The 25,157-nt window shown below is 66.7% G+C and carries 24 protein-coding genes and 1 tRNA gene; 11 read left to right on the top strand and 14 right to left on the bottom strand.

The genetic code is table 11. From position 1 onward, the window contains the following. Window positions 1-54: 54 nt before the first annotated feature. Entirely contained in the window at window positions 55-558 is a 504-nt protein-coding gene (locus NHL51_RS05670) for a CinA family protein (RefSeq protein WP_434142370.1), read from the bottom strand. A gap of 31 nt (window positions 559-589) precedes the next feature. Then, window positions 590-985 carry a low affinity iron permease family protein gene (locus NHL51_RS05665; RefSeq protein ID WP_434142369.1) on the bottom strand — a complete coding sequence of 132 codons (396 nt, stop codon included), beginning with the start codon at window positions 983-985 and terminating at the stop codon, window positions 590-592. Window positions 986-1,218: 233 nt separating this feature from the next. Between NHL51_RS05665 and NHL51_RS05660 the strand changes: the two genes are divergently transcribed. Together NHL51_RS05660 and NHL51_RS05655 are read left to right on the top strand one after the other, a co-directional pair. Then, window positions 1,219-1,295, top strand: a tRNA-Pro gene (locus NHL51_RS05660). A gap of 147 nt (window positions 1,296-1,442) precedes the next feature. Further along, window positions 1,443-2,090: a hypothetical protein gene (locus tag NHL51_RS05655; RefSeq protein ID WP_434142368.1), complete on the top strand. Its 648-nt coding sequence runs from the start codon at window positions 1,443-1,445 to the stop codon at window positions 2,088-2,090. 112 nt (window positions 2,091-2,202) lie between these two features. Here NHL51_RS05655 and NHL51_RS05650 read toward each other — a convergent pair whose 3' ends face one another. Further along, window positions 2,203-2,742 (bottom strand): hypothetical protein, encoded by a 540-nt coding sequence (locus NHL51_RS05650; RefSeq protein WP_434142367.1) that lies wholly within the window; start codon window positions 2,740-2,742, stop codon window positions 2,203-2,205. Here NHL51_RS05650 and NHL51_RS05645 point away from each other — a divergent pair. Further along, window positions 2,729-3,040 carry a hypothetical protein gene (locus NHL51_RS05645; RefSeq protein ID WP_434142366.1) on the top strand — a complete coding sequence of 104 codons (312 nt, stop codon included), beginning with the start codon at window positions 2,729-2,731 and terminating at the stop codon, window positions 3,038-3,040. The two genes, NHL51_RS05650 and NHL51_RS05645, sit on opposite strands and share 14 nt — an antisense overlap. A 115-nt stretch (window positions 3,041-3,155) precedes the next feature. On the opposite strand, the gene NHL51_RS05640 is transcribed toward NHL51_RS05645, so the two are convergent. The 6 genes from NHL51_RS05640 to NHL51_RS05615 all read right to left on the bottom strand — a co-directional run bounded on the left by NHL51_RS05640 (window position 3,156) and on the right by NHL51_RS05615 (window position 11,396). Beyond that, window positions 3,156-3,791, bottom strand: a complete 636-nt coding sequence (locus NHL51_RS05640) for a maltokinase N-terminal cap-like domain-containing protein (RefSeq protein WP_434142365.1) — start codon at window positions 3,789-3,791, stop codon at window positions 3,156-3,158. Window positions 3,792-3,870: 79 nt separating this feature from the next. Then, window positions 3,871-5,775 (bottom strand): translational GTPase TypA, encoded by a 1,905-nt coding sequence (gene typA / locus NHL51_RS05635; protein ID WP_434142364.1) that lies wholly within the window; start codon window positions 5,773-5,775, stop codon window positions 3,871-3,873. 223 nt (window positions 5,776-5,998) lie between these two features. Continuing rightward, window positions 5,999-7,723: a dipeptide ABC transporter ATP-binding protein gene (locus NHL51_RS05630; RefSeq protein ID WP_434142363.1), complete on the bottom strand. Its 1,725-nt coding sequence runs from the start codon at window positions 7,721-7,723 to the stop codon at window positions 5,999-6,001. Beyond that, window positions 7,720-8,673, bottom strand: a complete 954-nt coding sequence (locus tag NHL51_RS05625) for an ABC transporter permease (protein WP_434142362.1) — start codon at window positions 8,671-8,673, stop codon at window positions 7,720-7,722. Before NHL51_RS05625 ends, NHL51_RS05630 begins: the two co-directional genes overlap by 4 nt. Then, window positions 8,666-9,592 (bottom strand): ABC transporter permease, encoded by a 927-nt coding sequence (locus NHL51_RS05620; protein ID WP_434142361.1) that lies wholly within the window; start codon window positions 9,590-9,592, stop codon window positions 8,666-8,668. The genes NHL51_RS05625 and NHL51_RS05620 overlap by 8 nt, the downstream gene beginning before the upstream one ends. Window positions 9,593-9,782: 190 nt before the next feature. Then, window positions 9,783-11,396 carry a peptide ABC transporter substrate-binding protein gene (locus tag NHL51_RS05615; RefSeq protein ID WP_434142360.1) on the bottom strand — a complete coding sequence of 538 codons (1,614 nt, stop codon included), beginning with the start codon at window positions 11,394-11,396 and terminating at the stop codon, window positions 9,783-9,785. A 245-nt stretch (window positions 11,397-11,641) separates the two neighbouring features. Here NHL51_RS05615 and NHL51_RS05610 point away from each other — a divergent pair, with 245 nt between their 5' ends. Then, window positions 11,642-12,433: a CPBP family intramembrane glutamic endopeptidase gene (locus tag NHL51_RS05610; RefSeq protein ID WP_434142358.1), complete on the top strand. Its 792-nt coding sequence runs from the start codon at window positions 11,642-11,644 to the stop codon at window positions 12,431-12,433. Window positions 12,434-12,442: 9 nt separating this feature from the next. Here NHL51_RS05610 and NHL51_RS05605 read toward each other — a convergent pair whose 3' ends face one another. From NHL51_RS05605 to NHL51_RS05595, 3 genes are read right to left on the bottom strand one after another with little or no spacing between them, the layout of a single operon-like run. Beyond that, window positions 12,443-13,204, bottom strand: coding sequence for a hypothetical protein (locus NHL51_RS05605; protein ID WP_434142357.1), 762 nt, complete (start codon window positions 13,202-13,204; stop codon window positions 12,443-12,445). A gap of 45 nt (window positions 13,205-13,249) precedes the next feature. Next, window positions 13,250-14,011, bottom strand: coding sequence for an aminoglycoside phosphotransferase family protein (locus NHL51_RS05600; protein ID WP_434142356.1), 762 nt, complete (start codon window positions 14,009-14,011; stop codon window positions 13,250-13,252). A gap of 38 nt (window positions 14,012-14,049) precedes the next feature. Further along, window positions 14,050-14,694, bottom strand: coding sequence for a GTP pyrophosphokinase (locus NHL51_RS05595; protein ID WP_434142766.1), 645 nt, complete (start codon window positions 14,692-14,694; stop codon window positions 14,050-14,052). Window positions 14,695-14,993: 299 nt separating this feature from the next. Here NHL51_RS05595 and NHL51_RS05590 point away from each other — a divergent pair, with 299 nt between their 5' ends. Then, entirely contained in the window at window positions 14,994-15,425 is a 432-nt protein-coding gene (locus tag NHL51_RS05590; RefSeq protein WP_434142355.1) for an OsmC family peroxiredoxin, read from the top strand. Window positions 15,426-15,498: 73 nt separating this feature from the next. Here NHL51_RS05590 and NHL51_RS05585 read toward each other — a convergent pair whose 3' ends face one another. Beyond that, window positions 15,499-17,076: a PucR family transcriptional regulator gene (locus tag NHL51_RS05585; protein ID WP_434142353.1), complete on the bottom strand. Its 1,578-nt coding sequence runs from the start codon at window positions 17,074-17,076 to the stop codon at window positions 15,499-15,501. Between the two features lie 208 nt (window positions 17,077-17,284). On the opposite strand from NHL51_RS05585, the gene NHL51_RS05580 reads away from it, so the two are divergent. From NHL51_RS05580 to NHL51_RS05555, 6 genes are all read left to right on the top strand, one after another. Next, a complete protein-coding gene (locus NHL51_RS05580) occupies window positions 17,285-18,229 on the top strand; it encodes an N-carbamoyl-D-amino-acid hydrolase (RefSeq protein WP_434142352.1) in 945 nt (314 codons plus the stop codon). Window positions 18,230-18,257: 28 nt separating this feature from the next. Continuing rightward, window positions 18,258-19,640: a dihydropyrimidinase gene (gene hydA, locus NHL51_RS05575; RefSeq protein WP_434142351.1), complete on the top strand. Its 1,383-nt coding sequence runs from the start codon at window positions 18,258-18,260 to the stop codon at window positions 19,638-19,640. 11 nt (window positions 19,641-19,651) lie between these two features. After that, on the top strand, window positions 19,652-20,890 hold the full coding sequence (locus NHL51_RS05570; protein WP_434142350.1) for a M20 family metallo-hydrolase: 1,239 nt from the start codon (window positions 19,652-19,654) through the stop codon (window positions 20,888-20,890). A 58-nt stretch (window positions 20,891-20,948) separates the two neighbouring features. Beyond that, on the top strand, window positions 20,949-22,412 hold the full coding sequence (locus tag NHL51_RS05565) for an NCS1 family nucleobase:cation symporter-1 (protein WP_434142348.1): 1,464 nt from the start codon (window positions 20,949-20,951) through the stop codon (window positions 22,410-22,412). 105 nt (window positions 22,413-22,517) lie between these two features. Then, window positions 22,518-23,258, top strand: a complete 741-nt coding sequence (locus tag NHL51_RS05560; protein WP_434142346.1) for an aspartate/glutamate racemase family protein — start codon at window positions 22,518-22,520, stop codon at window positions 23,256-23,258. Beyond that, window positions 23,255-23,860: a YczE/YyaS/YitT family protein gene (locus NHL51_RS05555; protein ID WP_434142345.1), complete on the top strand. Its 606-nt coding sequence runs from the start codon at window positions 23,255-23,257 to the stop codon at window positions 23,858-23,860. The genes NHL51_RS05560 and NHL51_RS05555 overlap by 4 nt, the downstream gene beginning before the upstream one ends. Before the next feature lie 258 nt (window positions 23,861-24,118). On the opposite strand, the gene NHL51_RS05550 is transcribed toward NHL51_RS05555, so the two are convergent. Further along, window positions 24,119-25,105: a diaminopimelate dehydrogenase gene (locus NHL51_RS05550; protein WP_434142344.1), complete on the bottom strand. Its 987-nt coding sequence runs from the start codon at window positions 25,103-25,105 to the stop codon at window positions 24,119-24,121. Window positions 25,106-25,157: the final 52 nt, after the last annotated feature.

Genomic DNA, 25,157 nt, shown 5'->3' with positions numbered 1-25,157 from the left:
CGTGGGGGCGCCGGCGGCCCGAAACCGAACGGCCGGCACTCCTCGATGCATCCGTCATTCGCCCTTCGTCGCGCCGGCGCGCATCTCGATCCGCAATTGTTCGAGCCCGCACTCGATGGTGCGATGCAGTACTTCGATCGGCGATCCGGGAAAGCAGTATTCGGAGCAGCGGACGCTCCCGTCGGGCGTCGCGACCCCGATGACGACGGTGCCCTCGGGCTTCCCTTCCTCGGCACCCGGCCCGCCCACCCCGGTCGCGCTCACGGCGTAGTCCGCCCCGAGCCGATCTCGCGCAGCCAGTGCCATCGACGCGGCCGTGCGCTCGTTCACGACCGGGCCGCGGGGCACGCCCAGCAACCCGAACTTCACCTCCGGGTGGTACGCCACGACCGCCCCGCGAAACCACGAGCCGGAATCGCGCCCGGCGGCGAGCGCCGCGGCGAGCTGGCCGCCCGTCAACGATTCGGCGACGGCGATCGTCGCACCGAGCCGAGCTGCCGCTTCCGCGATCTGCTCGACGAGACGATCGCTGCGTACGCTCCGAGCGCTTTCGGCCATCCCACCGCTCCTTCCGATCCGCCGGGCCCGCTCACTGACCGCCGGAGCTCTCTCGGTTCTCGATCCCGACGGCGTCTCGGAGCTCTTCGGCATCCCGTTCGTGCCCGTCCTCGTGCATGAAGTCGCTCAGCGCATCCGATATCGCGTTGAGCTTGTGCTGCACCGCCTGGTCGGATCTCTTCTGACTGTTCTGCAGCAGCGCGACGAGCAGAAAGGTGACGATCGTCGTCACCGTGTTGATGATCAGCTGCCAGGTGTCGATGCTGCGAATCAGGAAGATCGAGGGGGCCCACAGCAGTACGAGCAGCACGCAGAAGCAGAAGAACCACGCCCTACTCGCAAGTGCCGATGCCCGTTCGGCGAAACGGTCGAAAGCACCGACCTCATCGGAGACCTCATGTGGCATCTGCGGCGCCTTGCTCGCCATGGGCGACTCCTCTCTGACATCGCATTCCACGCACTGTGGAGCTGCAGGTTTCCGCGCCGGCAGGGCGCTTCCTCCGAGTCTCCCGCCGCCCTCGCGTACCGGAAAGCCCCTTGATGCGCTGCAGTCCGTGATGCTATGACGCGCCCGGGGTGCAGCGCACGGACCGCCGGTACCGCACCGATTTCTCACTCGCACAGAAACCCGTTAAGCTGGAGCCTGCGTGAAAACGCAATCGGGATGTGGCGCAGCTTGGTAGCGCACGTCGTTCGGGACGACGGGGTCGCAGGTTCAAATCCTGTCATCCCGACCAGAAAGCCCCGGAACATCCGCAGAATGATGCGGAAGTTCCGGGGCTTTTCTCGTTTCGCCGGGAGCCGGAGCACGGCTCCGATAATGGTTCGGTATTAACGCCCGCGGACCGAATGAATCAGCGGGAGGAGCTCGCTAAGCTGGCGCCATGACCGCAACTCGTCCTCGGCTAGCCGGTTTATCTGCCCTGATCTCCACGACCGCACTCTTCGGACTGACACTCACCGGGTGCGCCGAAACGTCGCCCGATCCACAACGGCCCAAGATCTCGCAGCAGGCAGAGAGCACGCAAGTGCCGCCTCAGCTGAACACGGATGCGCCCACCAGCTCTGCCGAGGAGGCAGGCGCGCCGGTTCCAGCGGGATGCAACGCGATTCTCCCTCTCGAGATCGTGCGCGACTACAGCGATCAACTGCAGTTGTATATGGAAGGGGCACCGGCGGAAGAGAAGCTCGCCAGCCTGCTCGGACCGGTGACGATGGCGACGATCAGAGCGGGAGTCGAGCCGCAATACTGCGGGTGGGGCATCGATCGCTCCGACGCGATTGCCTACATGGGCGTCGCACTCATAGACGAGGCGTCGAAGGCCGAGCTCCTTGCCGCCCTCCGAGACTCCGTATACGTCGAAGTGGATGCAGACGGGGCAGAAGCTGCATTCCAACAGTCCCAGTCGCCGGAGCACAGGTACGTAGACGCAATCGTGATCGACGGCGACCTGCTCATCGCGGTGACGCATACGATCAGCGGAGATTTCGCGCGCGACGCTTGGAAGACTGTGCAGGCGACGCGCGGCTAGAGACCGATGTCAGCCCATCGGTTCGTCTTGTCTCGGGCATCGCTCACTACGCCTGTCGGGCGGGCAGCCCACTCGTCGACTTCTACAACCAGTGCTCGCTGGGGTGCGAAACCTACGACTGATCCCATTCGTCTACTGTGACCACCGTACCCGCTGGCAGCGCGCGTAGCTCGGCGATGCGCTGCTCCGCGTCGACCGGCTCTCCGCTGAGCGTGAGGGCGCGGAAGCGGTACTCGTCCGCCCGCTCGTAAATCGCGATCAGCGCGTCGACATGCATTGTGTAGGTCGTCGGGAAGTCATCGCCGGCATGAGATAGGAGTGCGCCCGGCCCAGCGATACTTCGCCACTCGTGCGGTTCCGGGCACTCGCAGACCCCACCGGAGAAGCGCTCGGCGCAGTAGACGTAGCTGCCGTCTTCGTGAACGTAGGCAGGTGCGGCGAGTGTTCCGAGGCCCGAGTCCCAGCCGGGCAGAGGGTGTGCCGTGCCGGCCTCGTCAGTCCAACTCAAGTGCGTATAGAAGGCGAGCATTATGCAGTCCTCTCCGTGGTGCAGTTGCTGACCAGGTTGCCAGGTACCGATGACACCGGCGCCGTCGGAAAGTTCGCGCCAAACGCCCGGCTTGCCATCGACACGCAATTTGCAGGCAATCACCCAGCGCTTACTGATCGGTTTCGACCCGCTTCGAGCAGTTCTATTGGCTCTGCTTTTGCCGGCGCGATGGAATGAACGTCAGAAGCCAGGGAATGGTGAACAAGATGGGCAGCAGCAGGTCTTGAAAGACCACCGGCCGGTCCAGCTCGGAGCGCAGAATGAAAAACATTACCCACGCACCGACTGCGAATATGAAGAAGAGTACCCGCAAGACGAGAAACAGCGTCCGAATTGGGTGGACCGCGATCTTCAGAAGAAGCGTCACCAAAATGATAATGACGGGAATTGCGAAGACTAGCATCACCGATGACCATAGCAAGGTACGGCTTCGGGTTCGATCTCATGATGAGCGCGCTGGATACAGGCCGTGCAGCAAGCTTCCGGTTGCACCTTGAGGCGGAACTCCCCTTCGACTACACCGCCAGCGTGGCGATGACGACCGGCAGCACCTGCCCCGGCCAGGTCGCGCGCAGCGTCAGCACGCCCTCGGGCTCGACGTACGACGCGTCGAGCACACGCCGCACGGTGAGGGTCGCCGACTCGCTCTCGAGCACCGACACGTCGCCGTCGAGACCGACCTGGGCGGAGGTCACGTCGGGCACGACGGCACCGGACTCGCCCGAGCCGCGCACCCTCACCTTGATCTCGCGGTCGCGATGCTCGCCTGCCGGGTTCACGCCGACCTCGTCGGCCTCGCGCCCGCCCACCGCGATGGTGCGGGCGAGCACCGCACGGAACACGGGGTCGCCGACGGCATTGCTGATCCAGCGCTCGCCGAGCACCCCGTGATCAGAGGTGCCGAGCAGAAACCGCTCCCCCGCTTCCGTCGGAGCGCCGCGGTACACGAGGGGCACGTGGTAGACGGTGCCGTCGCCGGCGGTGAGCAGATGGCCCTCCATGCCGACCTCGCCATCGGGGTCGTCGAACCGGTAGGCGCCGACCGGTGTCAGCGCGGCGATATCGCCGGTGAACCAGGGTTGCTCGGGCAGCCAGGCCGCCAGCAGTTCGAGCTTCGACGGGCTCATGGTGGTCTCGTAGATCAGTGCCATGACTCGACCCTAGAGCATGCGCGAAGGCCCCGCACCCTGCCGCGAACGGGCGGGGTGCGGGGCCTTCGGCCGAGGAAACCTACTTCTGGTTCTTGAGGCGCGATGCCGCGCGGGCGCGGGTCGTCGCGTCGAGCGCGACCTTGCGGATGCGCACGACCTCAGGGGTCACCTCGACGCACTCGTCCTCGCGGGCGAACTCGAGCGACTCCTCCAGAGTGAGGATGCGCGGCGGCGTCATCGACTCGAAGTTGTCGGCGTTCGCCGAACGCATGTTCGTGAGCTTCTTCTCCTTGGTGATGTTCACGTCCATGTCGTCGGCGCGCGAGTTCTCGCCGATGACCATGCCCTCGTACACCTCGGCGGTCGGCTCCACGAAGAAGCTCATGCGCTCTTGCAGGGCGATCATCGCGAACGGGGTGACGACACCGGCGCGGTCGGCGACGATCGAACCGTTGTGGCGGGTCGTGATGGTGCCGGCCCACTCGCCGTAGCCGTGGGCGATCGCGTTCGCGATGCCGGTGCCGCGGGTCTCGGTCATGAACTCCGAACGGAAGCCGATGAGGCCGCGAGACGGAACGATGAACTCCATGCGCACCCAGCCGGTGCCGTTGTTCACCATGTTCTCCATGCGGCCCTTGCGCGCCGCGAGCAGCTGGGTGATCGCGCCGAGATGCTCCTCGGGGGTGTCGATGGTGAGGTGCTCGTACGGCTCCTGCGTCTTGCCGTCGACGACCTTGGTGACCACCTGGGGCTTGCCGACGGTGAGCTCGAAGCCCTCGCGGCGCATGTTCTCGACGAGGATCGACAGGGCGAGCTCGCCGCGGCCCTGCACCTCCCACGCATCGGGACGGCCGGTGTCGAGCACGCGCAGCGACACGTTGCCGATGAGCTCGCGGTCGAGGCGATCCTTGATCATGCGGGCGGTGAGCTTGTGACCCTTCACCTTGCCGACGAGCGGCGAGGTGTTCGCGCCGATGGTCATCGAGATCGCCGGCTCGTCGACCGTGATGATGGGCAGCGGGCGCGGATCGGCGGCGTCGGCGATGGTGTCGCCGATCGTGATGTCCTCGATGCCCGCGATGGCGACGATGTCGCCCGCGCTGGCGCGCTCGGCCGGGTAGCGGGTGAGCGCCTTGGTCAGCATGAGCTCCGTGATGCGCACGTTCTGCACCGAGCCGTCGTGCTTGATCCAGGCGACGGTCTCGCCCTTCTTGATCTCGCCGTGGTGCACGCGCAGCAGCGCGATACGGCCGAGGAACGGCGAGGAGTCGAGGTTGGTGACATGCGCCTGCAGCGGGTGCTCGTCATCGTAGACGGGGGCGGGCACGCGGGCCAGGATGGTCTCGAACAGCGGCTCGAGATCGGGGTTGTCGGGCAGCTGTCCGTCAGCGGGGCGGTTGTGCGACGCTGCGCCGGCGCGGCCCGAGAGGTAGACGGTCGGCACTTCGAGCACCGAGTCGATATCGATGTCGGGGTGATCCTCGGCGAGATCCGAGGCGAGACCGAGCAGCAGATCCTGCGCATCGCTCTCGACGCCCTCGATGCGGGCGTCGGGGCGATCGGTCTTGTTGATCGCGAGGATCACGGGGAGCTTCGCTTCGAGCGCCTTGCGCAGCACGAAACGGGTCTGCGGCATGGGGCCCTCGGCCGAGTCGACGAGCAGCACGACGCCGTCGACCATCGAGAGGGCGCGCTCGACCTCGCCGCCGAAGTCGGCGTGGCCCGGGGTGTCGACCACGTTGATGGTGATGGCACCGTTCTCCGCGTGCAGCCCCTCGTACGAGATGGCCGTGTTCTTCGCGAGGATCGTGATGCCCTTCTCGCGCTCGAGATCGTTCGAATCCATCACGCGGTCGCCGACCTCTTCGTGAGCGTCGAACGAGTTGGTCTGCGTCAGCATGGCGTTGACCAGAGTGGTCTTGCCGTGGTCGACGTGTGCGACGATTGCGACATTACGGAGGTCTTCGCGAGTTGCGAGAGCCATAGAAGTGGAGTCCTAACGAGACGGGCGGAGCGTCGGCGTGGCGGGATGCCGGGCGCGATGGGGATCGATTCCCGCATGGCACAATGAAGGCCGACGTACAATCTTAACGGATCGCGGGGCGTTTCGTCTCCCAGCTTCGACCGGAATCGGGGAATGCGGGCGCGATGCGACGGGCCGCCCGCCGCCGCTCGCCCGCACTCCCCGTGCGCGGCTCGTCGGGTGCTTAACCCGCTCCCAGCTCGATCTGCGCGCCAGGGATCGCCGCGAGCAGATTCTTCGTGTACTCGGTGCGCGGAGACTCGAACACCTCGTCGGTCGTCGACTGCTCGACGATGCGGCCCTGCTGCATGACGCAGACGCGGTCGGCGATTAGGCGCACGACGGCGAGGTCGTGCGTGATGAAGAGGTAGGTGAGCCCCAGATCGCGCTGCAGTTCGGCGAGCAGGTCGAGCACCTGCGCCTGCACGAGCACGTCGAGCGCCGAGACCGCCTCGTCGAGCACGAGGATGTCGGGCTTCAGTGCGAGACCGCGCGCGACCGCGACGCGCTGGCGTTGGCCGCCCGAAAGCTCGTTCGGGTAGCGCGTCGCGAGCTCGCGCGGCAGCGCCACCTGGTCGAGCAGCTCGAGCATGCGCGCCTTGCGGCTCGTCTGGTCGCCCACGCCGTGGATCTTCAACGGCTCGATGATCGTGTTGCCGATGTTGTGCAGCGGGTCGAGCGATCCGTACGGATCCTGGAACACCGGCTGCAGCGTGCGCCGCAGATCGAAGAGCTTGCGGCCCGAGAGGCCCGCGGTCTCCTGACCCGCGATGCGGATCGAACCCGACGACGGCTTCTCGATCTGCAGCACCATCTTGGCGATGGTCGACTTGCCCGAACCGGATTCGCCCACCAGCGCCATCGTCTCGCCGCGGTTCACGGTGAACGAGGCATCGGCGACGGCGTGGAAATCCTCGGACCCGAAGTTGCCTTTGCGCAGCTTGTAGATCTTCCCGAGGCCGGAGACCTCGATCACGGGCTCGCCATGACCCGCCTGCGGCCGTTCGGTCTCGGCGAGGGCCGCGAGGTCGAACGTCGACGTGGGCGCGGTCGGCAGGGTCGGCTCGGTTCCGATGCGGCGCGAGGCGAGGCTCGGCGCCGCCGAGACCAGTCGGCGCGTGTAAGGATGCTGCGGGTTCTGCAGGATCTCGCGGCTCGGCCCGGACTCGACGATGTCGCCCCGATACATGACGATGAGCTTCTCGGCGCGCTCGGCCGCGAGGCCGAGGTCGTGCGTGATGAAGACGACTGCCGTGCCGGTCTCGCTGGTGAGCGACGCGAGATGGTCGAGCACCACCTTCTGCACAGTGACGTCGAGCGCCGATGTGGGCTCGTCTGCGATGAGCAGGTCGGGATTCGCTGCCAGACCGATGCCGATCAGCGCGCGCTGCTTCATGCCGCCCGAGAATTGGTGCGGGTACTGCTTCATCCGCTGCGCAGCGTTCTGCAGACCGGCCTGCTCGAGCACCTCGGCGGCGCGCCGCTTGACCTCCTTGCGCTCCGTGGCGACGCCGTTGGCGCGGATCGCCTCCTCGACCTGGAACCCGATCGACCAGACCGGGTTGAGGTTCGACATCGGGTCCTGGGGCACGAGCCCGATCTCGCGGCCGCGGAGCCGCTCCATCTCGCGTCGCGGCAGGTTCGCGATCTCGCTCCCCTTCCAGAGCACCGAACCGTCGGTGATGCGCCCGGTGCCGGGCAGAAGGTTGATGACGGCGTGCATGGTCGTCGATTTGCCCGACCCCGACTCGCCGACGATCGCGACCGTCTCACCCGGGTAGACGTCGAAGCCGACGCCGTGGAGCACCTCGTTGGGGTCCTTCTTCTTGCCGAACGCGACGCGCAGGTCGCGAACGCTGAGCAGCGGTTCCACCATGGCTCCCTTGCTGTTCTCGGTCGTCTCGCTCATCGCTGGGCCCTCGCCTTCGGGTCGAGGGCGTCGCGCACCACTTCGCCGAGCATGACGAAGCCGAGCACCGTGATGGAGAGCGCCAGTGAGGGGTAGAGCAGCGGCATCGGATCGGTGCGCAGCGAGAGCTGCGCCGCGCTGATGTCGTTGCCCCAGCTGATGAACTGCCCGGGCGGCAGGCCGACGCCGAGGAAGGAGAGCACCGATTCCGCGACGATCGCGGACGACAGCGAAAGCGTCGTCACGACGATCGCCGGGGCGAGCGCGTTCGGCAGCACGTGACGCAGGAGCGTCGCGAAACGCGACAGGCCGAGCGCTAGGGACGCCATCACGAAGTCCGCGTTCTTGACGCGCAGGATCTCGCCTCGCACGATGCGGGCGGTGATGGGCCACGAGAACCCGCCGATCGCGAGCGCGATGACGAGCGGGTTGCGGTGCGCCGAGAGCACGCTCATCACGACGACTGCGGCGAGGATGTACGGGATCGAGAAGAAGATATCGCCGATGCGGGAGAGGATCGAGTCGAGGGGCCCGCCGAAGAATCCGGCAAGGGCGCCCATGATCGTTCCGACGACGAAGGTGATCATGATCACGATCAGGCCGACGGATACCGATGTGGGAGTGCCGTAGATGATGCGCGAGTACACGTCGCAGCCCTGCTTGTTGTATCCCAGCGGATGCCCGGCGCTCGGGTCGCCGTTCGAGTTCGCCAAGGTGCAGGCCCTCGGGTCCACGTGAGCGAAGACCGAGGGGAACAGGGAGATGAGGATCACCACGAAGATGATCACGGCCGAGATCCAGAACATGGGGCGCCGGCGCATGTCGCGCCAGGCATCGAGCCACAGGTTCGATTTCTTGTCGTCGATCTTGACGGCGTCGACGGCGTCGACCGGGGTCTCTTCGAACGGAGCGACGAAATGGACGAGGGCGGGGCGCTGCGGCTCAGGCATAACGGATCCTCGGGTCGAGTACGGCGTAGAGGAGGTCGACGACGAGATTGACGCCGAGATAGATCAGCACCATCAGGGTGACGAATGAGACGACGGTCGCATTCTCGCCCTTGAGGATGGCTTGGAAGAGCACATTGCCGACACCGGGGACGTTGAAGATGCCCTCCGTGACGGTCGCACCGACCATGAGGACGCCGAAGTCGGTCGCGGTGTTCGTGATCGTCGGGATCAGCGAGTTGCGCAGCACGTGCACGGGAACGACCCGTCGCTGGCTCAGGCCCTTGGCGTACGCCGTGCGCACGAAGTCCTGATTGAGCGTGTCGATCACCGAGGAACGTGTGAGTCGCATGCTCGTCGCATACAGGCTCGTACCGAGGACGATCGCGGGCAGAATCAGGTCTTGCGTCGGTGCGCCCGAGCCGACGGTCGGGCTGAACCACTCCAGCTTCAGCCCGAGCCCGAACTGGGCGATGAACGCGATCACGAAGATCGGGATGCTCAGGAATAGCAGCCCGATGATCAGGTTCACGTTGTCGAACAGCTTGCCCTTGCGCAGTCCCGAGAAGAGTCCGATCACGACCGCGAGCACGAGTTCGATGACGATCGCCATCGCGGCGAGCTTGATCGTTATGGGGAACGTCCGGGCGAGGATCTGGGATACGGGTTCGCCGGAGAAGCTCGTACCGAAGTCGCCGACCAGGATGCCCTTCAGGTACAGCAGGTACTGCACGAAGAACGGCTGGTCGAGGTGGTACTGTTCGCGCAGGCGCTCGAGCACCGCTTCGCTCGGCTGCTTGTCGCCGAACATCGCGGCGATCGGGTCGCCGGGCATGGCGAACACCATGAAGTAGATGAGGAAGGTGGTGCCGAGGAGCACCGGGACCACCTGGAGAATTCGGAAGAAGAGGTATCTCAGCATGTTGCGCTGCCCTTCTCCGTGAGGTCGTTGAACATGTCTGTCGATCTTTCGCAATCGCTATGCGAGCCGGGCCGCGGACGACGTTGTCCGATCCCGCCGGTACGTGGGCTGGACGAGACGGATTCGACGTCTCGTCCAGCGCGGAGGCCCCGGGCTCAGCGCCCGGGGCCTCCGTTTCTGGGTGGGTGCGCTACTTCTTCGTGATCTCGTTGAAGATCGGCACCGAATTCCAGCCGAACGTGACGTTGTCGACGTTCTCGCCGTAGCCGCCCGTGGTTCCCTGGTACCAGAGCGGAATCGAAGGCATGTCCTCGAACAGGATCTCCTGCGCCTGGTTCAGCTTCTCATTGCGGGCTGCCGGGTCGCTCTCCTGCACCGCCTCGTCGAGCACCTGGTCGAACGCGGGGTTCGCGTAGAAGCCGTGGTTCGAGCTGGCGTTCGTGTAGTAGAGCGGCTGCATGTAGTTGTACGCACCGGGGTAGTCGCCCTGCCAACCGGCACGGAACGGCCCGCCGACGGTGTCGGCTTCACGATCGTCGAGGAACGCCGCGAACGTCGGGTAGAGCTTCGGTGCGGCGGTGATACCGAGGTTCGTCGACCACTGGTTCGCTACGGCTTCGACCCATACCTGGTGCGGGCCGTCGGAGTTCGTCGCGACCTCGAGCGTGCCTTCGAAGGGGCTGATCGCGTCGGCTTCTGCCCACAGCTTCTTGGCCTCGTCGAGGTTGAAGTCGAGCTTCTCCGAGCCGGCGAGCCCCTCGGCGTAGCCGTCGACCACCGGGGAGGTGAAGTCTTCGGCGGGCACGTTCGTGCCTTCGAAGATGACGTCGATGATCTCTTCGCGGTCGAGGGCCATCGAGAGCGCAGCACGCCGCTTCTTGCCTTCCTCGTCCAGTCTGAAATGCTCGAGGTTCGTCGAGATCGAGAGCGTCGTAGTCAGTGCGCCCGCCTGGTTGATCGCCCGGTCGCCGAGCTCGTCCTGGAACACGGCGAACGAGGTGTCGGGAATCTGGTCGAGGACATCGAGGTTGCCGGCGAGCAGGTCGGTGTACGCCGCGTCGAGCGATGCGTAGACCTTGAACTCGATTCCGTCGTTCGCCACCTTGCGGGGGCCGACGTACGTGTCGTTCTTCACGAGGCTGATCGACTCGTCGTGCTTCCAGGCGTCGTCGCTCGCGAACTTGTAGAGTCCGTTGCCGATGGGCGCCTGCCCGTAGGCCTCCATGTCCTCGAATGCGACATCGGGCAGCGGGTAGAACGCCGAGTAGCCCAGTCGGTCCGGGAAGTCGGGGCTCGCCTCGACGGTGAAGGTGTGGTCATCGACGATCTTCAGGCCTTCCATGGCCTCGACGGGCTCGGTCTCGCTGAAGCCCTTGATCGTGCCGAAGAAGGACTGGTTGTCGAGCGCGTTGTCGATGTTCGCGGAGTAGTTCCACGCGTCGACGAAGTTCTTGGCGAGCACCGGGGTTCCGTCCGAGAACACGGCATCGTCGCGCAGCTTGACTTCCCAGGTGGTCTTCGCATCGTCCATCGGCTCGATCGACTCGGCGACGCCCATCTGCGTCGCGCCGTCGGCATCGTAGTAGACCAAGCCTTCCCAGAGCGCGTCGACGACCTTGCCGCCGCCGACTTCAGAGGTGGCCGCCGGAATCAGAGCCTTCTGCGGCTCCGTGTTGTTGACGGTGATGACGTTGCCCGAGGTCCCCTCGCTGCTGTTGCCACCGCTCGATGAGCAGCCCGACAGCGCGAGTGCGCCGGCAGCGGCCAGCGCGATGAACGCGAGACCCTTCCGTGATCGCTTCACTTCGTTTCCTCCTTGAAATCCCCATCCGGTCGCGGCGGACAGTCTTTGTCGCGCCTATTCGCCGATGGGTATCGATTGTTACGGGGACCACCCTAGCTTTCCGGTGGAGCCGCACCTGCGAACTTCCTGGAGCCGTGACTCCATCGTGATTCGGTTGTGCAGAACCCTGCAAAAGGCGACCCGACGACCGCTCGGGAACTGTGCGAATCCGACATTCCTCGAGGCTTCGACGATACGCTGGGGCAGTGCACCGACCCGCAATCCGCAATCGCCTCCGGTGGGAGGTCGCTATCGTGCTCGCCCTCTCGTTCGGGGCCTCGGGCGTGTACGCGATCGTACGTATCGTCGAACGGGTCACGCGCGACACCGCGCTGGCCGAGCAGACCGCGAGCATCAACACATCGCTCGCCGAGCGGCCGGTATTCGATCTGATCTTCCAGCTGCTCTCGTTCGTCTTCGGGCTCGCGCCGGTCGCGCTCGTCGTGTTCCTGCTCTGGCGCGAACGCGCGCCTCGCCTCGGGAGACTCGGCCTCGGAGCACCGAGCGCGGGCGGCCGGTGGCGCTGGCCGAGCGAGGCCGGTGCGGGCTTCGCCCTCGCCGCGATCATCGGCGTCCCCGGTCTCGTCTTCTACGTCTTCGCGAAGCAGATCGGCATCAACACGACCGTGGTGCCCGCGGCGCTCGACGCCTACTGGTGGACGGTGCCCGTGCTCGTGCTGCAGGCGCTGAAGGCGGCCCTCGGCGAGGAGCTCATCGTGGTCGCCTACCTCTTCGACCGGCTCCGCCGGCTCGGCGTCGGGCCGCTCGCGACCATCGTCGCGAGCGCGCTGCTGCGCGGCAGCTACCACCTCTACCAGGGCTTCGGCGGGTTCATCGGCAACGTCGTGATGGGTCTCGTCTTCGGCTACGCGTATCGCAGATGGGGGCGATCGCTGCCCCTCATCGTCGCGCACTGGGTGCTCGACATCGTGAGCTTCGCCGGCTACGCGGTCGCGCTCGCCCTGTGGCCGGGCGTCTTCGCGGCGCCGACGCCGTAGCGCGGATCGCTACCCGGGCTGGATCGTCGAGACCATGGCCGCGGTAAGGCCCCAGATCTCGTCGTACAGTTCAGGGGCCGCGGCGCAGCTGTGCGCCGGTTTCAGCACCGTGTACGAGCCGGTCGCCGTGCGCTCGATGCCCCACTGCTCGCGCATCGCCGAGCAGGAATCGGGCAGCTGGTCGATGAGCGGCGAACCGATGAGCACGAGCTGTTCGCCCCTGATCTCGTACTGGGGCCAGCCGAACTTGCCCGAGATCTGCGCCGTGATGCCCCACAGGGGCACGTTCATGTCGCCGGTCGGGCCGGGGTCGACCGCCGGCGGCTCGTCGGCCGCCTCCTTGGTCTTCGTTGTGTCCTTCTTCTCGCCGTCGGCCTTGCCTTCGGTCTCCGTCGTGGGCTTCGCGCTCGTCGCGGGCTCCGAAGTCTTCGCCGGGGCAGTGGTCTCGGCCGTGGCCGCATCGTCGCCCGCTCGCGCGAGATTCATCACGACGATCGATGCGATGAGTGCGAATACCGTCACGAGGCCGACGATGATCCACGGCTTCGCGTTCGCCGATCGCGTGCTGCCTCCGCCGCGAGGAGTTTTCGCCGGCGGCTGCGCTGGGCCCGGGGCGCCCTCGGGCTGCTCGGGCTTCGTGGTCGGCAGAGGCGACGTCTTGATGCGCTCGGCCTGCTCGAAGGCGAGCCGGTCGCGTGCGGGCACGGGCTGCGACTCGCCGGCTGCGGGCTCCGCCGGGCCGAAGAGCTCCTCGAATGGGTCCTTACTCACGCCCCCACCCTAACCCTGCCACAGCTCATATTCCGCATCGGGCGCCTAGGAGAACGCCCGGCCGATCGTCTCGCGCCGCGCTGCGAAGCCCGCGACCCGTGCGAAATGGCGGTCCATGATTCCTGCGTCGCGCAGCGCAATGGTGCCGGCGTCGCCCCGTTCGATTCCCGCCCGCCACCGCTCGGCGATGAGCGCCATGCGCGTGTCGACGGCATCGAGCAGCTCACCGGGTGCCACCCCGCCGTACGCCTGGCAGACGAGGCCGATGCGACCCGCGGCCTCCGCGGTCGGGATCTCCCGCAACAGCGGAACTCCCGACCAGCAGAGGAAGGCGAGGTCGTCGATCGGGCGACCGGGGCCGGCCCGATCCCAATCGATCATGCCCGAGAACTCCCCGTCGACGACCACCCAGTTGTAGAGGCCGGGGTCGTTGTGGCAGATGATCTCGCCGGGGTCGAGGGGGCGAGCCCCCTGGCGCCACTCGAGGCCCCGCGCGTCGAAGTCGGCGACGGCGTCGTGGAACCGTCTGAGCCAGGCGGCCGCTGCGGCGAGCGCGCGGTCATCGGGCTGCTGCTTCTCGGGGTCGAGCGTGAGTCCGGGCAAGTAGTCGAGCACTTCGCGCCCGTCGTCGTCGAATCCGTGCACCCGCGGGATGCCGTCGAGGCCGCGCTCGTGCAGGTGGGCGAGCAGCGCATGCACCGCCGTCGTCCATGGGCCGACGGGCCGGTGCACGCTGACGGTGCCGTCGGAGTTCTGGATGCGCCAGACTCCGCCCGACCCTCCCGGAAGGTGTTCTTCGCTCGTCACAGTTCGACTGTAATGCGTGCCGCCTGCGCGCCGTCCGTTCAGGTGCGGTGCACCTGCTCCTCGACCTCGCGCAGCGAGAGCGCCGGGGCCGCTTCGGGCAGCCCGTGCACCTGCACGTGCAGTCGCTCCATGCGGGTGTCGAGCTCGGCCGCAGTGTCGGCCGCGTTCTTCAGCTCGTCGAGCAGGGTGCTCGGCACATGCCGGGCGTACTTGTAGTAGATCTTGTGCTCGAGGCTCGCCCAGAAATCCATCGCGATCGTGCGGAACTGCACTTCGACCGGCACATCGACGCGGCCGCTCGATAGGAACACCGGCACCGAGATGATGGTGTGCAGGCTCTTGTAGCCGTTCGGTTTCGGGTGCTTGATGAAGTCCTCGACCTCGAGGATGGTGATGTCGTCCTGCTGCGTGAGCAGGTCGAAGAGGCGGTAGACGTCGCGGATGAAGGCGCACGTGACGCGCACGCCGGCGATGTCGTAGATCTGACCGCGAATGGCGTCGAAGTCGGTGGCGACGCCGCGGCGGTCCATCTTCTCGACCAGGCTGTCGACGCTCTTCACGCGGCTCGACACGTGCTCGATGGGGTTGTACTCGTGCATGTGCAAGAACTCTTCGCGCAGGATCGCGAGCTTCGTCTCGACCTCCTGCATCGCGAAGCGGTACTCGAGCAGGAACCGTTGCATCTGATCGCCGAGAGTCCGCAGCGCGCTCGCCGAGATCGTGATCTCGTCGCCTTCGCCTGCACTGTCGAACTGCGGCGCATCGAACGGGCCGGTCGCTGAGCTGCTCATATCGTCCAGGGTAGCCCCCGCCACTGACGATGGGCCCGGAATCGCGGCCGACGGTTCGCTCACAGCATGATCGGCCGGGATTGCGGGGAAGAGTCTGCCTCTCGGCCACCCGCTTCTGTTAGCGTGGCGATGACCGGGTACCGTCGCCACGGGCCCGGCACGAACTCAGCACGCTCTCGCTTGGAGGAATTATGCCGAACACCATCGTGAACAAGGCCAGCGCCGTCTGGAACGGAGAGCTGTTCACCGGCTCGGGTACCACCAGCCTCGACTCCTCGGGAGCCGGCACGTTCTCGGTGAGCTGGAAGGCCCGCGGTGAGGAATCGGGCTCGACGACCACGCCGGAAGAGCTCATCGCCTCGGCGCACGCGACCTGCTACTGCATGCAGTTCTCGAACATGCTCACGGAGAACGGCACTCCCCCGACGCAGCTGAACGCCGCGGCTGAAGTCGACTTCACCCCGGGCACGGGTATCACCGCGATCCGCCTCACCGTCGTCGGCACCGTCGACGGCATCAGCGCAGAGGACTTCGCGCGCATCGCGAACGATGCGAAGGTGAACTGCCCGGTATCGAAGGCGCTCGCCGCGGTCGACATCTCGCTGACGGCGTCGCTGGCATAGGGATCATCGCGGGCTGCGCCCGCCGAACGGCCGCCGCGACCTCGGTGTTCGAGGCCCGGCGGCCGTCGCCGTTTCAGGGCGCGATCGCAGGGGCCGTCTCGGGCTGCCGCAGCAGCGCCCATACGGCGAAGCGCATGTCCGGGATATCGAGATCGACACCGGTGAGATCCGCGAATCTCTGCAACCGGTATCGCACGGTGTTGTGGTGCACATGCAGGCGCCGCGCCGCTCGCCCGATATCGCCCCAGTGATCGATCGCCACCCGCACGGTGGCGAGCAGGTCGCGGTCTTTCGCGACATTGCTCGCAAGCATCTGCTCGAGCCCGCGGGGCACTCGGCCGCGGATCGGCAGCTGCTGGGCGAGGAGCTGATCGAGCAGCAGTGGAGCCCAGAACTCTCCCGGCGTCGCGACCCCGCTCCGCCCTTCGCGCAGCAGCGCGTTCAGCACGCGGTCGGCGGTGGCGGCGGATCCCGCGACGTCGTGCGGGGCATTCGCATGACTTCCGATACCGACGGCGACTTCGATGTCGACGCGTTGCAGACTCTCGACGAAGTAGCCGGCGAGCAGGCGCGCGCCTGTCGCGTCGCATTCGTGCGGGTCGCCGCCGCAGTCGAAGTGCACGATGTGCAGGCGGTCGCCGTCGGCGACCGTGACCGCCTCGTTCTGCACCGACCATGAGGAGTTGGCGACGAGCACGCGGAAGTCGGCGAGGCGAATGGACTGGGCTTCCGGATGCTCGGGTGCAACGGTGAAGGAGATGACGTGCGCCCCGCGGCCGAACGAGCGCCCGGTGACGCCCAGCTCCAGCAGCGCCGCCTCCACTCGTCTCCCCGCCAGCAGATCGAGCGCCGCGTCGTCCCGGGTGATCCGCTCGTCCTCGCGCCGCCGCAGGTCGGCCACGAGGATCTCGCTCATCTGCGCTGCTGCCGCCTGCAGCGTCGCGGTGTCGTCCTCGGCGAACGCCGGCGACGCGCGGGCGAACCAGATCGTCCCGACCAGCCGTCCGCGCGACCGGATCGCGACGACCAGTCTCGGCCCGAGGCCCGCGGCTGCATCGGGCGCGACTTCAAGGACGTCCTCGCCGCGGATCAGGCTGGCCTGAACGCCCTGCGCGTTGAACACCTGTTGCAGGTATCCGGGCATGCGCCGCTGCATGATGGCGTTGCGCCTCGCTTCGTCGATCGGCGCCGCAAAACGCGAGTACGCGAGCATCTGGAAGTCCTGGTCCTCCACGATGATGTGGCCCCGTAGCGAGTCCGCGGCGCGATCGACGATATCCACGATCTCGCTCTGCGCTTGCTCGTCCTCGAGGATACCGGGCACCGGAGAGTCGTACTTGAGCTGCTTCACGAGGCGGGAGATCGAGGCCGGTGTCGCTTCGGCTCGAACCGCCATGACGGGGGTGTCCGTGGGCCCCAGCTCCGGAAGCAGGGGCTTCGCGCCCACGACGATGACGAGCTCCGCCCCGGCTGCGCATGCCTGCCCGTACGCATCCCGCAGTTCGGCGGCACCCGCGAGCGTTCGCGTCTCGACTGCGATGCGCTGCACGGGCGCCGGGCGCCGGTGCAGCGAGACCTGCTCCGGCAGATCCTCGAGCGCATCGAGTATGCGGCCGAGCGGCAACGGTGTCGCCAGCGCGATGAGCTCCATTCACTTCCTTTGGTCGATCGACTGTTTTTCTGCTCTGAACTTTAGTCGAATCACCAGAGTTTATGGCGAGCGCCGTACCTAGAGTGAGTGCAGCACAATCGTTCGCCTAGGCCAGGCGGCCCCTGCCCGTACCAGTGCAGACGGCCGCGCCGCACCGGTGCAGGCGGCCCCGCAGGCCCGCGAACCCGAAGCTTCGAGGAGGAAGCACATGTCACCACGCACACTCGGATTAGGAGTCGTCCAGATCGGCGGCATTCAGCCTGAGGACAGCCGTACCGATGTGGTGGCCCGCCTGGTCGCCCACCTGCGCACGGCGTGCGCGCGCGGAGCGGAGTTCGTCGTCTTCCCCGAACTCACCCTCACGACGTTCTTTCCGCGCTACTGGTTCGAGGACCAGGGCGAAGCCGACCAGTACTTCGAGCGGGAGATGCCCAGCGACGAGACGGCGCCGCTCTTCGCTGCGGCGGCAGAGCTGAAGTGCGGCTTCTACCTCGGCTACGCAGAACTCACTCCGGACGGCCACCACTACAACACTTCGATCCTGGTGGACAGCACCGGCAGCATCACCGGCAAGTATCGCAAGATCCATCTGCCGGGCCACGACGACAACCGCGCAGAGCTCCCGCACCAGCACCTCGAGAAGAAGTACTTCGAGGTCGGCGATCTCGGTTTCGGAGTATTCGAGTCCCAGGGGCTCAAGATCGGTATGGCGCTGTGCAACGACCGCCGCTGGCCGGAGGTCTACCGCATGCTCGCGCTGCAGGGCGCCGATCTCGTCGTCCTCGGGTTCAATACCCCGATGGTGGTGCCCGGCTGGCAGGAGGAGCCGCATACGAAGATGCACAGCCACCTGCTGTCGCTCGCCGCGGGCGCCTACCAGAACGCGCTCTGGGTCGCGGCCGCCGGCAAGAGCGGCACCGAGGATGGCGTCTATATGATCGGCGGATCGGCCATCGCATCGCCGAGCGGCGAGATCGTGGCGAAGGCGATCTCCGACGGCGACGAAGTGCTCGTTTCGCATATCGATCTCGACCTATCGACCCCGTTCCGCGAGAGCGTCTTCGACTTCGCGGCGCATCGCCGCCCAGAGTTCTACTCGCTCATCACCGAACGCACAGGCCGCGGAGAACCGCTCCCGGTCCCCGGATTCTAGCCCCCAGCACTGCGACGAGGAGAAACACATGACCTACACCCTGTTCCGCGGCGGCACCGTTGTCAGCAGCACGGGCAAGACCCGCACCGACGTTCTGGTATCGAACGGCACCGTGATCGCGGTCGGCGAGGTTCCGGGAGTCGCTCCCGAGAACACCGAGATCGTCGACTGCACCGGCATGCTGCTCCTGCCCGGCGGCGTCGACGTGCACACGCATCTCGATGCCCCGATGTTCAACACCACGACCGCCGACGACTTCGAGACCGGCACGATCGCCGCGGCCATGGGCGGCACCACCACCGTCGTCGACTTCGCCTCCCAGCTGCCCGACGAGACACTGCCGAACTCGTTGCAGGCGCACCGCGACAAGGCGGCCGGTAAGGCCGCGATCGACTACGGCATGCACATGGTCGTGAACAACCTGTACAAGGGCGCGATCGAAGACCTTTCGACGATCAAGGAGGAGGGGGTCAGCAGCCTGAAGGTGTTCATGGCCTACCGCGGCAGCCTCATGATCAACGACGGGGAGCTGTTCGACGTGCTCCGCGGCGCGAAGAAGACCGGCAGCCAAGTGTGCATCCACGCCGAGAACGGCGACATCATCGACCGGATGTCGGCCGACCTCGCGGCAGCGGGGAAGATCGGGCCGGGGTACCACGAGATCTCGCGGCCCCCGAAGACCGAGGTCGAGGCGGTCGAACGGGCGATCCGCATCGCAGACATCGCAGAGGCGCCGATCTACTTCGTGCATCTCTCGACCGAGGGCTCGGTCGAAGCGGTCGCAGCCGCCCGCGCAGTGGGCCAGCCGGTCGCAGCCGAGACCTGCACCCACTATCTGACTCTCGACCGCTCCATCTACGACGAGCCCGGCTTCGAACCCGCAAAGGCCGTGTTGACACCGCCGCTGCGCACTTTCGAGCACCGCGAGGCGCTCTGGCGCGGCCTGAACTCCGGAGTCCTGAGCGTCGTGAGCTCTGACCACTGCCCGTTCTGCTTCGAAGACAAGCGCAAGCTCGGCGGCGACGATTTCCGCACCATCCCGAACGGCGGTCCCGGGGTCGAGCATCGCATGTCGGTGGTATACGCCCGCGGTGTCGCCGACGGCAAACTGACCATCGAACGGTTCGTCGACCTCACTTCGACCACCCCGGCCCAGCAATTCGGGCTGTACCCGCGTAAGGGCCACATCGGTGTCGGAGCAGACGCCGATATCGTCGTCTTCGACGAGAACGGCACGACGGATATCTCGGCGAAGACGCAGTTCCAGAACATGGACTACACGCTCTACGAGGGCTGGTCGCTGCCGGGCAGGATCAAACGGGTCTACTCGCGCGGCGCCCTGGTCGCGGACAACGGCAACTTCGTCGGCAGAGCGGGCCACGGCCAGTACCTGCACCGCAGCGGCTACTGAGGGGCCGGGCCATGCAACCAGTCACCGAACGCATCTCGCACGACCTCGAGTCGCTCGCGACGATGACGGACACCTCGATGCCCGGATGGACCAGGGCGGCGTTCTCCGAGCTCGACATCGTCGGCCGCCACTGGGCCGCCGATCAGCTGCGGGCCGAGGGCCTCGAAGTGCATGAGGATGCGGCGGGCAACATCATCGGCCGCCTTCCGGGCCGTCATCCGGAGCTCGGGGCGATCGCCACGGGCTCGCACACGGACACCGTCGAAGGCGGTGGCCGTTTCGACGGCATCGTCGGAGTGATCGGCGCCCTCGAAGCCGTGCGGATGCTGCGCGAGAACGACATTCGCCTCAACCACGATCTGCTGATCATCGTGTTCTTCAACGAGGAGCCGAACTCGTGGGGCACCAGCTGCCTCGGCTCGCGCGCCCTCACCGGCGCGCTGCCGAAGGACTACTTCGACCGGGAGAACCAGCAGGGCGAGAAGCTCGGCCACGCGCTGCAGCGGGTCGGCATCGACCCCAGCGGCATGCTGGGGGTCGATGCGTATCTGCAGGCTTCGAACCTCCGCTCGTTCGTGGAGCTGCACGTCGAGCAGGGCCCGGTGCTCGAGCGCGTCGGCAGCCAGGTCGGCATCGTGACCTCGATCACGGGCGTCACCCGCTTCGAGGCGCTCTTCCGCGGGCGGCAGGACCATGCCGGCACCACCAGCATGCTCGACCGTCGAGACGCCGGCTGCACGGCGGCCGGCGTCGTGCTCGCGGTCGAGCGCATCGCCGGCGCCCACGAAACAGGCCGAGGCACCACCGGGCAGGTGCTGTTCACGCCCGACGCCGTCAACGTCGTCTCGGAGGAGGCGCTGATCACCGGCGAATTCCGCAGCCCGGATGATGAGTGGTTGAGCTTCGCACAGGATCAGCTGCAGGAGGCCGCGGCTGCCGAGGGCGCTAAGCGCCGCGTCGATGTCGCCATCGATTGGCTGCCCACCCAGGCGCCGGTGCCTATGGCCGAGCCGCTGCAGCAGGCCATCGAGGCGACGTCCGCGCACCTCGACCTCACCGCCTCCAAGCTCTACAGCGGCGCGGAGCACGATGCGGCGATCATGGGCGCCCTGGTCCCCTCCGCCATGATCTTCATCCCGTCCGCAGCCGGCCGCAGCCACTGCCCCGACGAATGGACCGACCTCGCCGATATCTCCGCGGGCACGGCGATGCTCGCGGGATCCCTGGTCGAAATCGACCGCCTGCGGTAATTCTCTCGCTAGTCTCATGAACACCGGCCCATTCGCCTGAATACGAAGGAGTATTTCAATGTCCGAACGCCATCCTCGTTCACCGAGGTTGTACAACACCGAACTCACACCGGAATCAGCGACCGGTACCTGGAAAACCGTCAACCTCTTCAACTGGTGGATGTCGGCCTGGCACAGCCTGGGCGGCTACACGATGGCCATCGGCCTGCTGGTCTTCGGCATCTCCGGCTGGCAAGTCATCATCGCGTTCGCAATCGGCGTGCTCATCCTCTACTTCGTGAACAACCTCACGGGTACGGCCGGACAGCGGGAGAAAGTACCGTTCCCGGTATTCGCTCGCGGCTCCTTCGGCATCTTCGGCGCAAACATCCCAGCGATTCTGCGCGCCATCGTCGCGATCGCCTGGTACGGGATCCAGACCTACCTCGCTTCGGCCGCAGTTATGCTGCTGATCGTGAAGGTGTTCCCCGGCACCGCGGGGATGGCGGAGAACAGCTTCCTCGGCCTCTCGGCGCTCGGCTGGATCTGCTTCCTCGCGCTCTCCGCAGTCCAGCTCGCAGTGCTCATGCTCGGCATGGAGTCGGTGCGCCGGCTGTCGGACTTCGCCGGCCCCACGATCTGGATCGCGATGTTCGCCCTCGCCATCTGGATGCTGGCGAGGGCCGACTGGTCCATCGACCTCGGCGCACGGCTTTCCGAAGGCGTGTCGCCGGGCCTGCAGACCTACGGCATGCTCGCCGCGGTCTTCCTGACCGTCGCCTACATGGCCGGCCCCACGCTGAACTTTGCCGACTTCACCCGCAATGCGCCGAGCGAAGCCATGGTGCGCAAGGGCAATGCGCTCGGCCTGCTGATCAACGCGACGGCGTTCGGCATCATCTCGGTGGTCATCGCCATGGCTTCGCTGAAGGTCTACGGCGATGCGCTGAAGGATCCGATCCATCTCATGGGCGATATCGACAGCGTCGCACTGCTGCTCATCGCCATCATCGCCGTGAGCATCGCGACCGCCGGAATCAACATCATCCTGAACTACGTGTCGCCGGTGTACGACATCATCAACGTGTGGCCGAAGGCGTTCACGTTCCGAACGTCGGGCGCCGTCGTCGCGATCCTGTCGATCGTCATCCTGCCGTGGAACCTGTTCTCGAACCCTGTGCTCGTCAATCAGTTCATCGGCGGCGTGGGAGCCCTGATGGGCCCCCTCGTCGGCATCGTCGTCGCTGATTACTACTTCATCCAGGGACGCCATTTCAAGAAGAGCGATCTCTTCACCGAAGACCCGCGCGGTCGCTACTACTACCGGCGCGGCTACAACCCGCGCGCGATCGCCGCACTGATCGTAGGCGGCGTGCTCACCATCATCATGAGCATCATTCCCGCGATCTCGATGGTCGCGCCGTTCGCTTGGCCCGTCGGTGTCATCGTCTCCGGCGGCGTGTACTACCTGCTCAGCCGCAACGACCGCATCTCGGTCGATGAGGCCCGCACCGTGACCGAAGAGATCAACGTCGTCATCTGACGGCTCGGTACGGCGGCGTCTGCCGTTCCTGCACGGACGGCAGACGCCGTCGCCGGTCTCCCCGCACACGACCCTGTCAATACCCGCACCGACGATGAGGACGGCATGAGATTTCTCGTCATCAACCCCAACACCTCGGCCGGCATGACCGCGGCGATCGCCGAGGAATGCCGCAAGGTCGCCGCTCCCGGCACGATCATCGATGCGATCTCGCCGGAGTACGGCCCCCGATCGATCGAGACCCATACCGAGGACGCCATCGCGGCGGCGGCCACGATCGATGCGGTGCTGAAGCACCGGGAGGACGGATACGACGCCATCATCGTCGCCTGCTTCATCGACCCGGCGCTGATGGCGATCCGCGAGATCGTCGACGTACCGGTCATCGGCATCGCAGAGGCGGCGGCGCACCTCGCGGCGCTCGTCGCCCCCAGATTCTCGGTCGTCACCGTCATGCGCCGACTCGAGCACCAGATCGCCGCGACGATCGACCGGTCCGGGCTCGCCGACCGCTGCGCCTCGGTGCGCTCCATCGATCTCTCGGTGCTGGGGCTCGAAGAGGATATCGACGCCACGCTCGCCGCGATGGAGCAGGAGTCGCGACGGGCGATCGAGGAGGACGGCGCGGAGGCCATTCTGCTCGGATGCGCCGGGCTCGGCCCCCTCGACAAAGAGCTGCAGGCCCGCCTCGGGGTGCCGGTGCTCGACGGCTGCGGGTGCGCGGTCAAACTCGCCGAGGCGTGCATCGGCTACGGCGTCTCGACCAGCAAGGTGCTGTCGTACTCCTCGCCGCCCGCGAAGGAGTACGTGGGCATGCCCGACTTCAGCAGAGCGTTCGGCGCTTGACCGGGCCGCGGGCCCATCGGCAGCTGCCCCGCCGCATCGTGCAGCTGCTGCTCGGGCTCTTCCTCTACGGCATCGCCATCGCGTTCATGGTCGTCGCCGAGCTGGGAGCGGCCCCGTGGGATGTGCTCACCCTCGGTCTCATCAACCACTTCCCGCTGACCTTCGGCGTCATGAACGTCGTCGTCTCGGTGATCGTGCTGCTGCTCTGGATCCCGCTGCGCGAGCGACCCGGCATCGCTACCCTGCTGAACGCGCTGCTCGTCGGGCCGTCGGCGGATGTCGGGCTGCTCCTCATCCCGGAGGCGCCGAACCTGTGGGTGCAGGTGCTCTACTACCTCATCGGGCTCGTACTGCTCGGAGCCGCGACGGGCATGTACATCGGAGCGAAGTTCGGCTCGGGCCCGCGCGATGGGCTCATGACCGGGCTCAACCGGGTCACGGGCCTGCAGATCTGGGTCGTGCGCACGACCCTCGAGGTGGGCGTCGTCGCCGTCGGCTGGCTGCTCGGCGGGCTCGTCGGCATCGGCACCGTCGTCTTCGTCTTCACGATCGGGCCGCTCTGCCAGTACTTCTTGAAGATCTTCACCGTCAAGGGGGTGTAGGGCCCGGGGTTCTGCATGCCCGCACGCACACGAGCCGGTGCCGGCTCCGGCAGCGGGGCCGGTGCCGGCTCGGTGCCGGCCCGGGCACCTGCCCGGTGTATAGGCGAAGCACCGCCGTGTAGCCCGATCACCGCGCTTCGCCTACACGGTCGTGCGAAAGCTATACAGCGTGCTGGAGGTGCCGGTCTACAGCGCGCCGGAGGTTCCGGCCTACAGCGCGCCGGAGGTGCCGGCCTACAGCGCACCGGAGATGCCGGCCTACAGCAGGCCGGCGCGCAGCTCCTCCGCCGATTTCGGCGACAGCATCCCCGGCGCGATGTCGTAGACCGTCTTCGCCCCGTGCTGACCGGCGGCGCTGAGACGCGCCGCGGCACGCGCGTAGGCGACGAGCACGCTCGCGGTGAACTCGGGGTTCGAATCGAGCGCGAGGCGGTACTCGATCACCTGCCGCTGTGCGTCGGAGGTGCGGCCGCTGCGGATCACGAAGCCGCCGTGCGGCATGCCCTGGTGATCGCGGGCGAGCTCTTCGGCCGAGATGAAGTGGACGGTCGTGTCGTAGGGCTCGAAGTAGTCGGGCATGCCCACGATCTCGGCGCGCACGGACTCGGCGTCGGCGCCCTCTTCGAGCACGACGAAGCACTCGCGAGTGTGCCGCTCGCGGGTGGAGAGCTCGGGGTTCTCGCCGGCGCGCACCCGCGCGATCGCGTCCTCGGACGGCAGCGTGTACTGCACTCCCCCGGCGACGCCCGGCACGCGGCGCAGCGCGTCGGAGTGGCCCTGGCTCAGCCCGCGGCCCCAGAACGTGTAGGTCGATCCCTGCGGCAGCAGCGCCTCGCCGAAGACGCGGTTCAGCGAGAACATGCCCGGGTCCCAGCCCGTCGAGATGACGGCCGCGGTACCGGCGGCGGTCGCCGCCGCATCGACGGCGGCGAAGTGCTCGGGGATGTGGGCGTGGTTGTCGTAGCTGTCGACGATCGAATACCGTGCGGCGAGCGCGGGACTCTGCTCGGGCAGGTCGCTGCGCGAACCGCCGCAGAGCACGAGCACGTCGATGTCGTCGCGATCCCTGTCGAGATCGGCGATGGAGAACACCCGGGTGCTCTCGTGCACGGTGGCGACGCTCGCGGGGTCGCGGCGGCTGAAGACGCCGACGAGCGCCATGTCGGGGTTCAGGCCGATCGCGGTTTCGACGCCGCGCCCCAGGTTGCCGTAACCAACGATGCCGATGCGGATCGGAGCGCTCACGAATGCTGCCTTTCAGCCGAGAAGATGCCCTGGCGGGCGTGACGCGACAATT

The organism is Leucobacter sp. gxy201 (genome assembly GCF_051043335.1).
Taxonomy (GTDB): Bacteria; Actinomycetota; Actinomycetes; order Actinomycetales; family Microbacteriaceae; genus Leucobacter.
This window is presented reverse-complemented; position numbering and strand designations above follow the sequence as displayed.

Coding starts and splice junctions, on each gene's coding strand:
- NHL51_RS05665 (WP_434142369.1), bottom strand. CDS start 985: ATGGCGAGCAAGGCGCCGCAGATGCCACATGAGGTCTCCGATGAGGTC.
- NHL51_RS05590 (WP_434142355.1), top strand. CDS start 14,994: ATGCCGAACACCATCGTGAACAAGGCCAGCGCCGTCTGGAACGGAGAG.
- typA (WP_434142364.1), bottom strand. CDS start 5,775: ATGGCTCTCGCAACTCGCGAAGACCTCCGTAATGTCGCAATCGTCGCA.
- NHL51_RS05625 (WP_434142362.1), bottom strand. CDS start 8,673: ATGCCTGAGCCGCAGCGCCCCGCCCTCGTCCATTTCGTCGCTCCGTTC.
- NHL51_RS05565 (WP_434142348.1), top strand. CDS start 20,949: ATGTCCGAACGCCATCCTCGTTCACCGAGGTTGTACAACACCGAACTC.
- NHL51_RS05570 (WP_434142350.1), top strand. CDS start 19,652: ATGCAACCAGTCACCGAACGCATCTCGCACGACCTCGAGTCGCTCGCG.
- NHL51_RS05670 (WP_434142370.1), bottom strand. CDS start 558: ATGGCCGAAAGCGCTCGGAGCGTACGCAGCGATCGTCTCGTCGAGCAG.
- NHL51_RS05580 (WP_434142352.1), top strand. CDS start 17,285: ATGTCACCACGCACACTCGGATTAGGAGTCGTCCAGATCGGCGGCATT.
- NHL51_RS05595 (WP_434142766.1), bottom strand. CDS start 14,694: ATGCAACGGTTCCTGCTCGAGTACCGCTTCGCGATGCAGGAGGTCGAG.
- NHL51_RS05560 (WP_434142346.1), top strand. CDS start 22,518: ATGAGATTTCTCGTCATCAACCCCAACACCTCGGCCGGCATGACCGCG.
- NHL51_RS05620 (WP_434142361.1), bottom strand. CDS start 9,592: ATGCTGAGATACCTCTTCTTCCGAATTCTCCAGGTGGTCCCGGTGCTC.
- hydA (WP_434142351.1), top strand. CDS start 18,258: ATGACCTACACCCTGTTCCGCGGCGGCACCGTTGTCAGCAGCACGGGC.
- NHL51_RS05640 (WP_434142365.1), bottom strand. CDS start 3,791: ATGGCACTGATCTACGAGACCACCATGAGCCCGTCGAAGCTCGAACTG.
- NHL51_RS05630 (WP_434142363.1), bottom strand. CDS start 7,723: ATGAGCGAGACGACCGAGAACAGCAAGGGAGCCATGGTGGAACCGCTG.
- NHL51_RS05655 (WP_434142368.1), top strand. CDS start 1,443: ATGACCGCAACTCGTCCTCGGCTAGCCGGTTTATCTGCCCTGATCTCC.
- NHL51_RS05585 (WP_434142353.1), bottom strand. CDS start 17,076: ATGGAGCTCATCGCGCTGGCGACACCGTTGCCGCTCGGCCGCATACTC.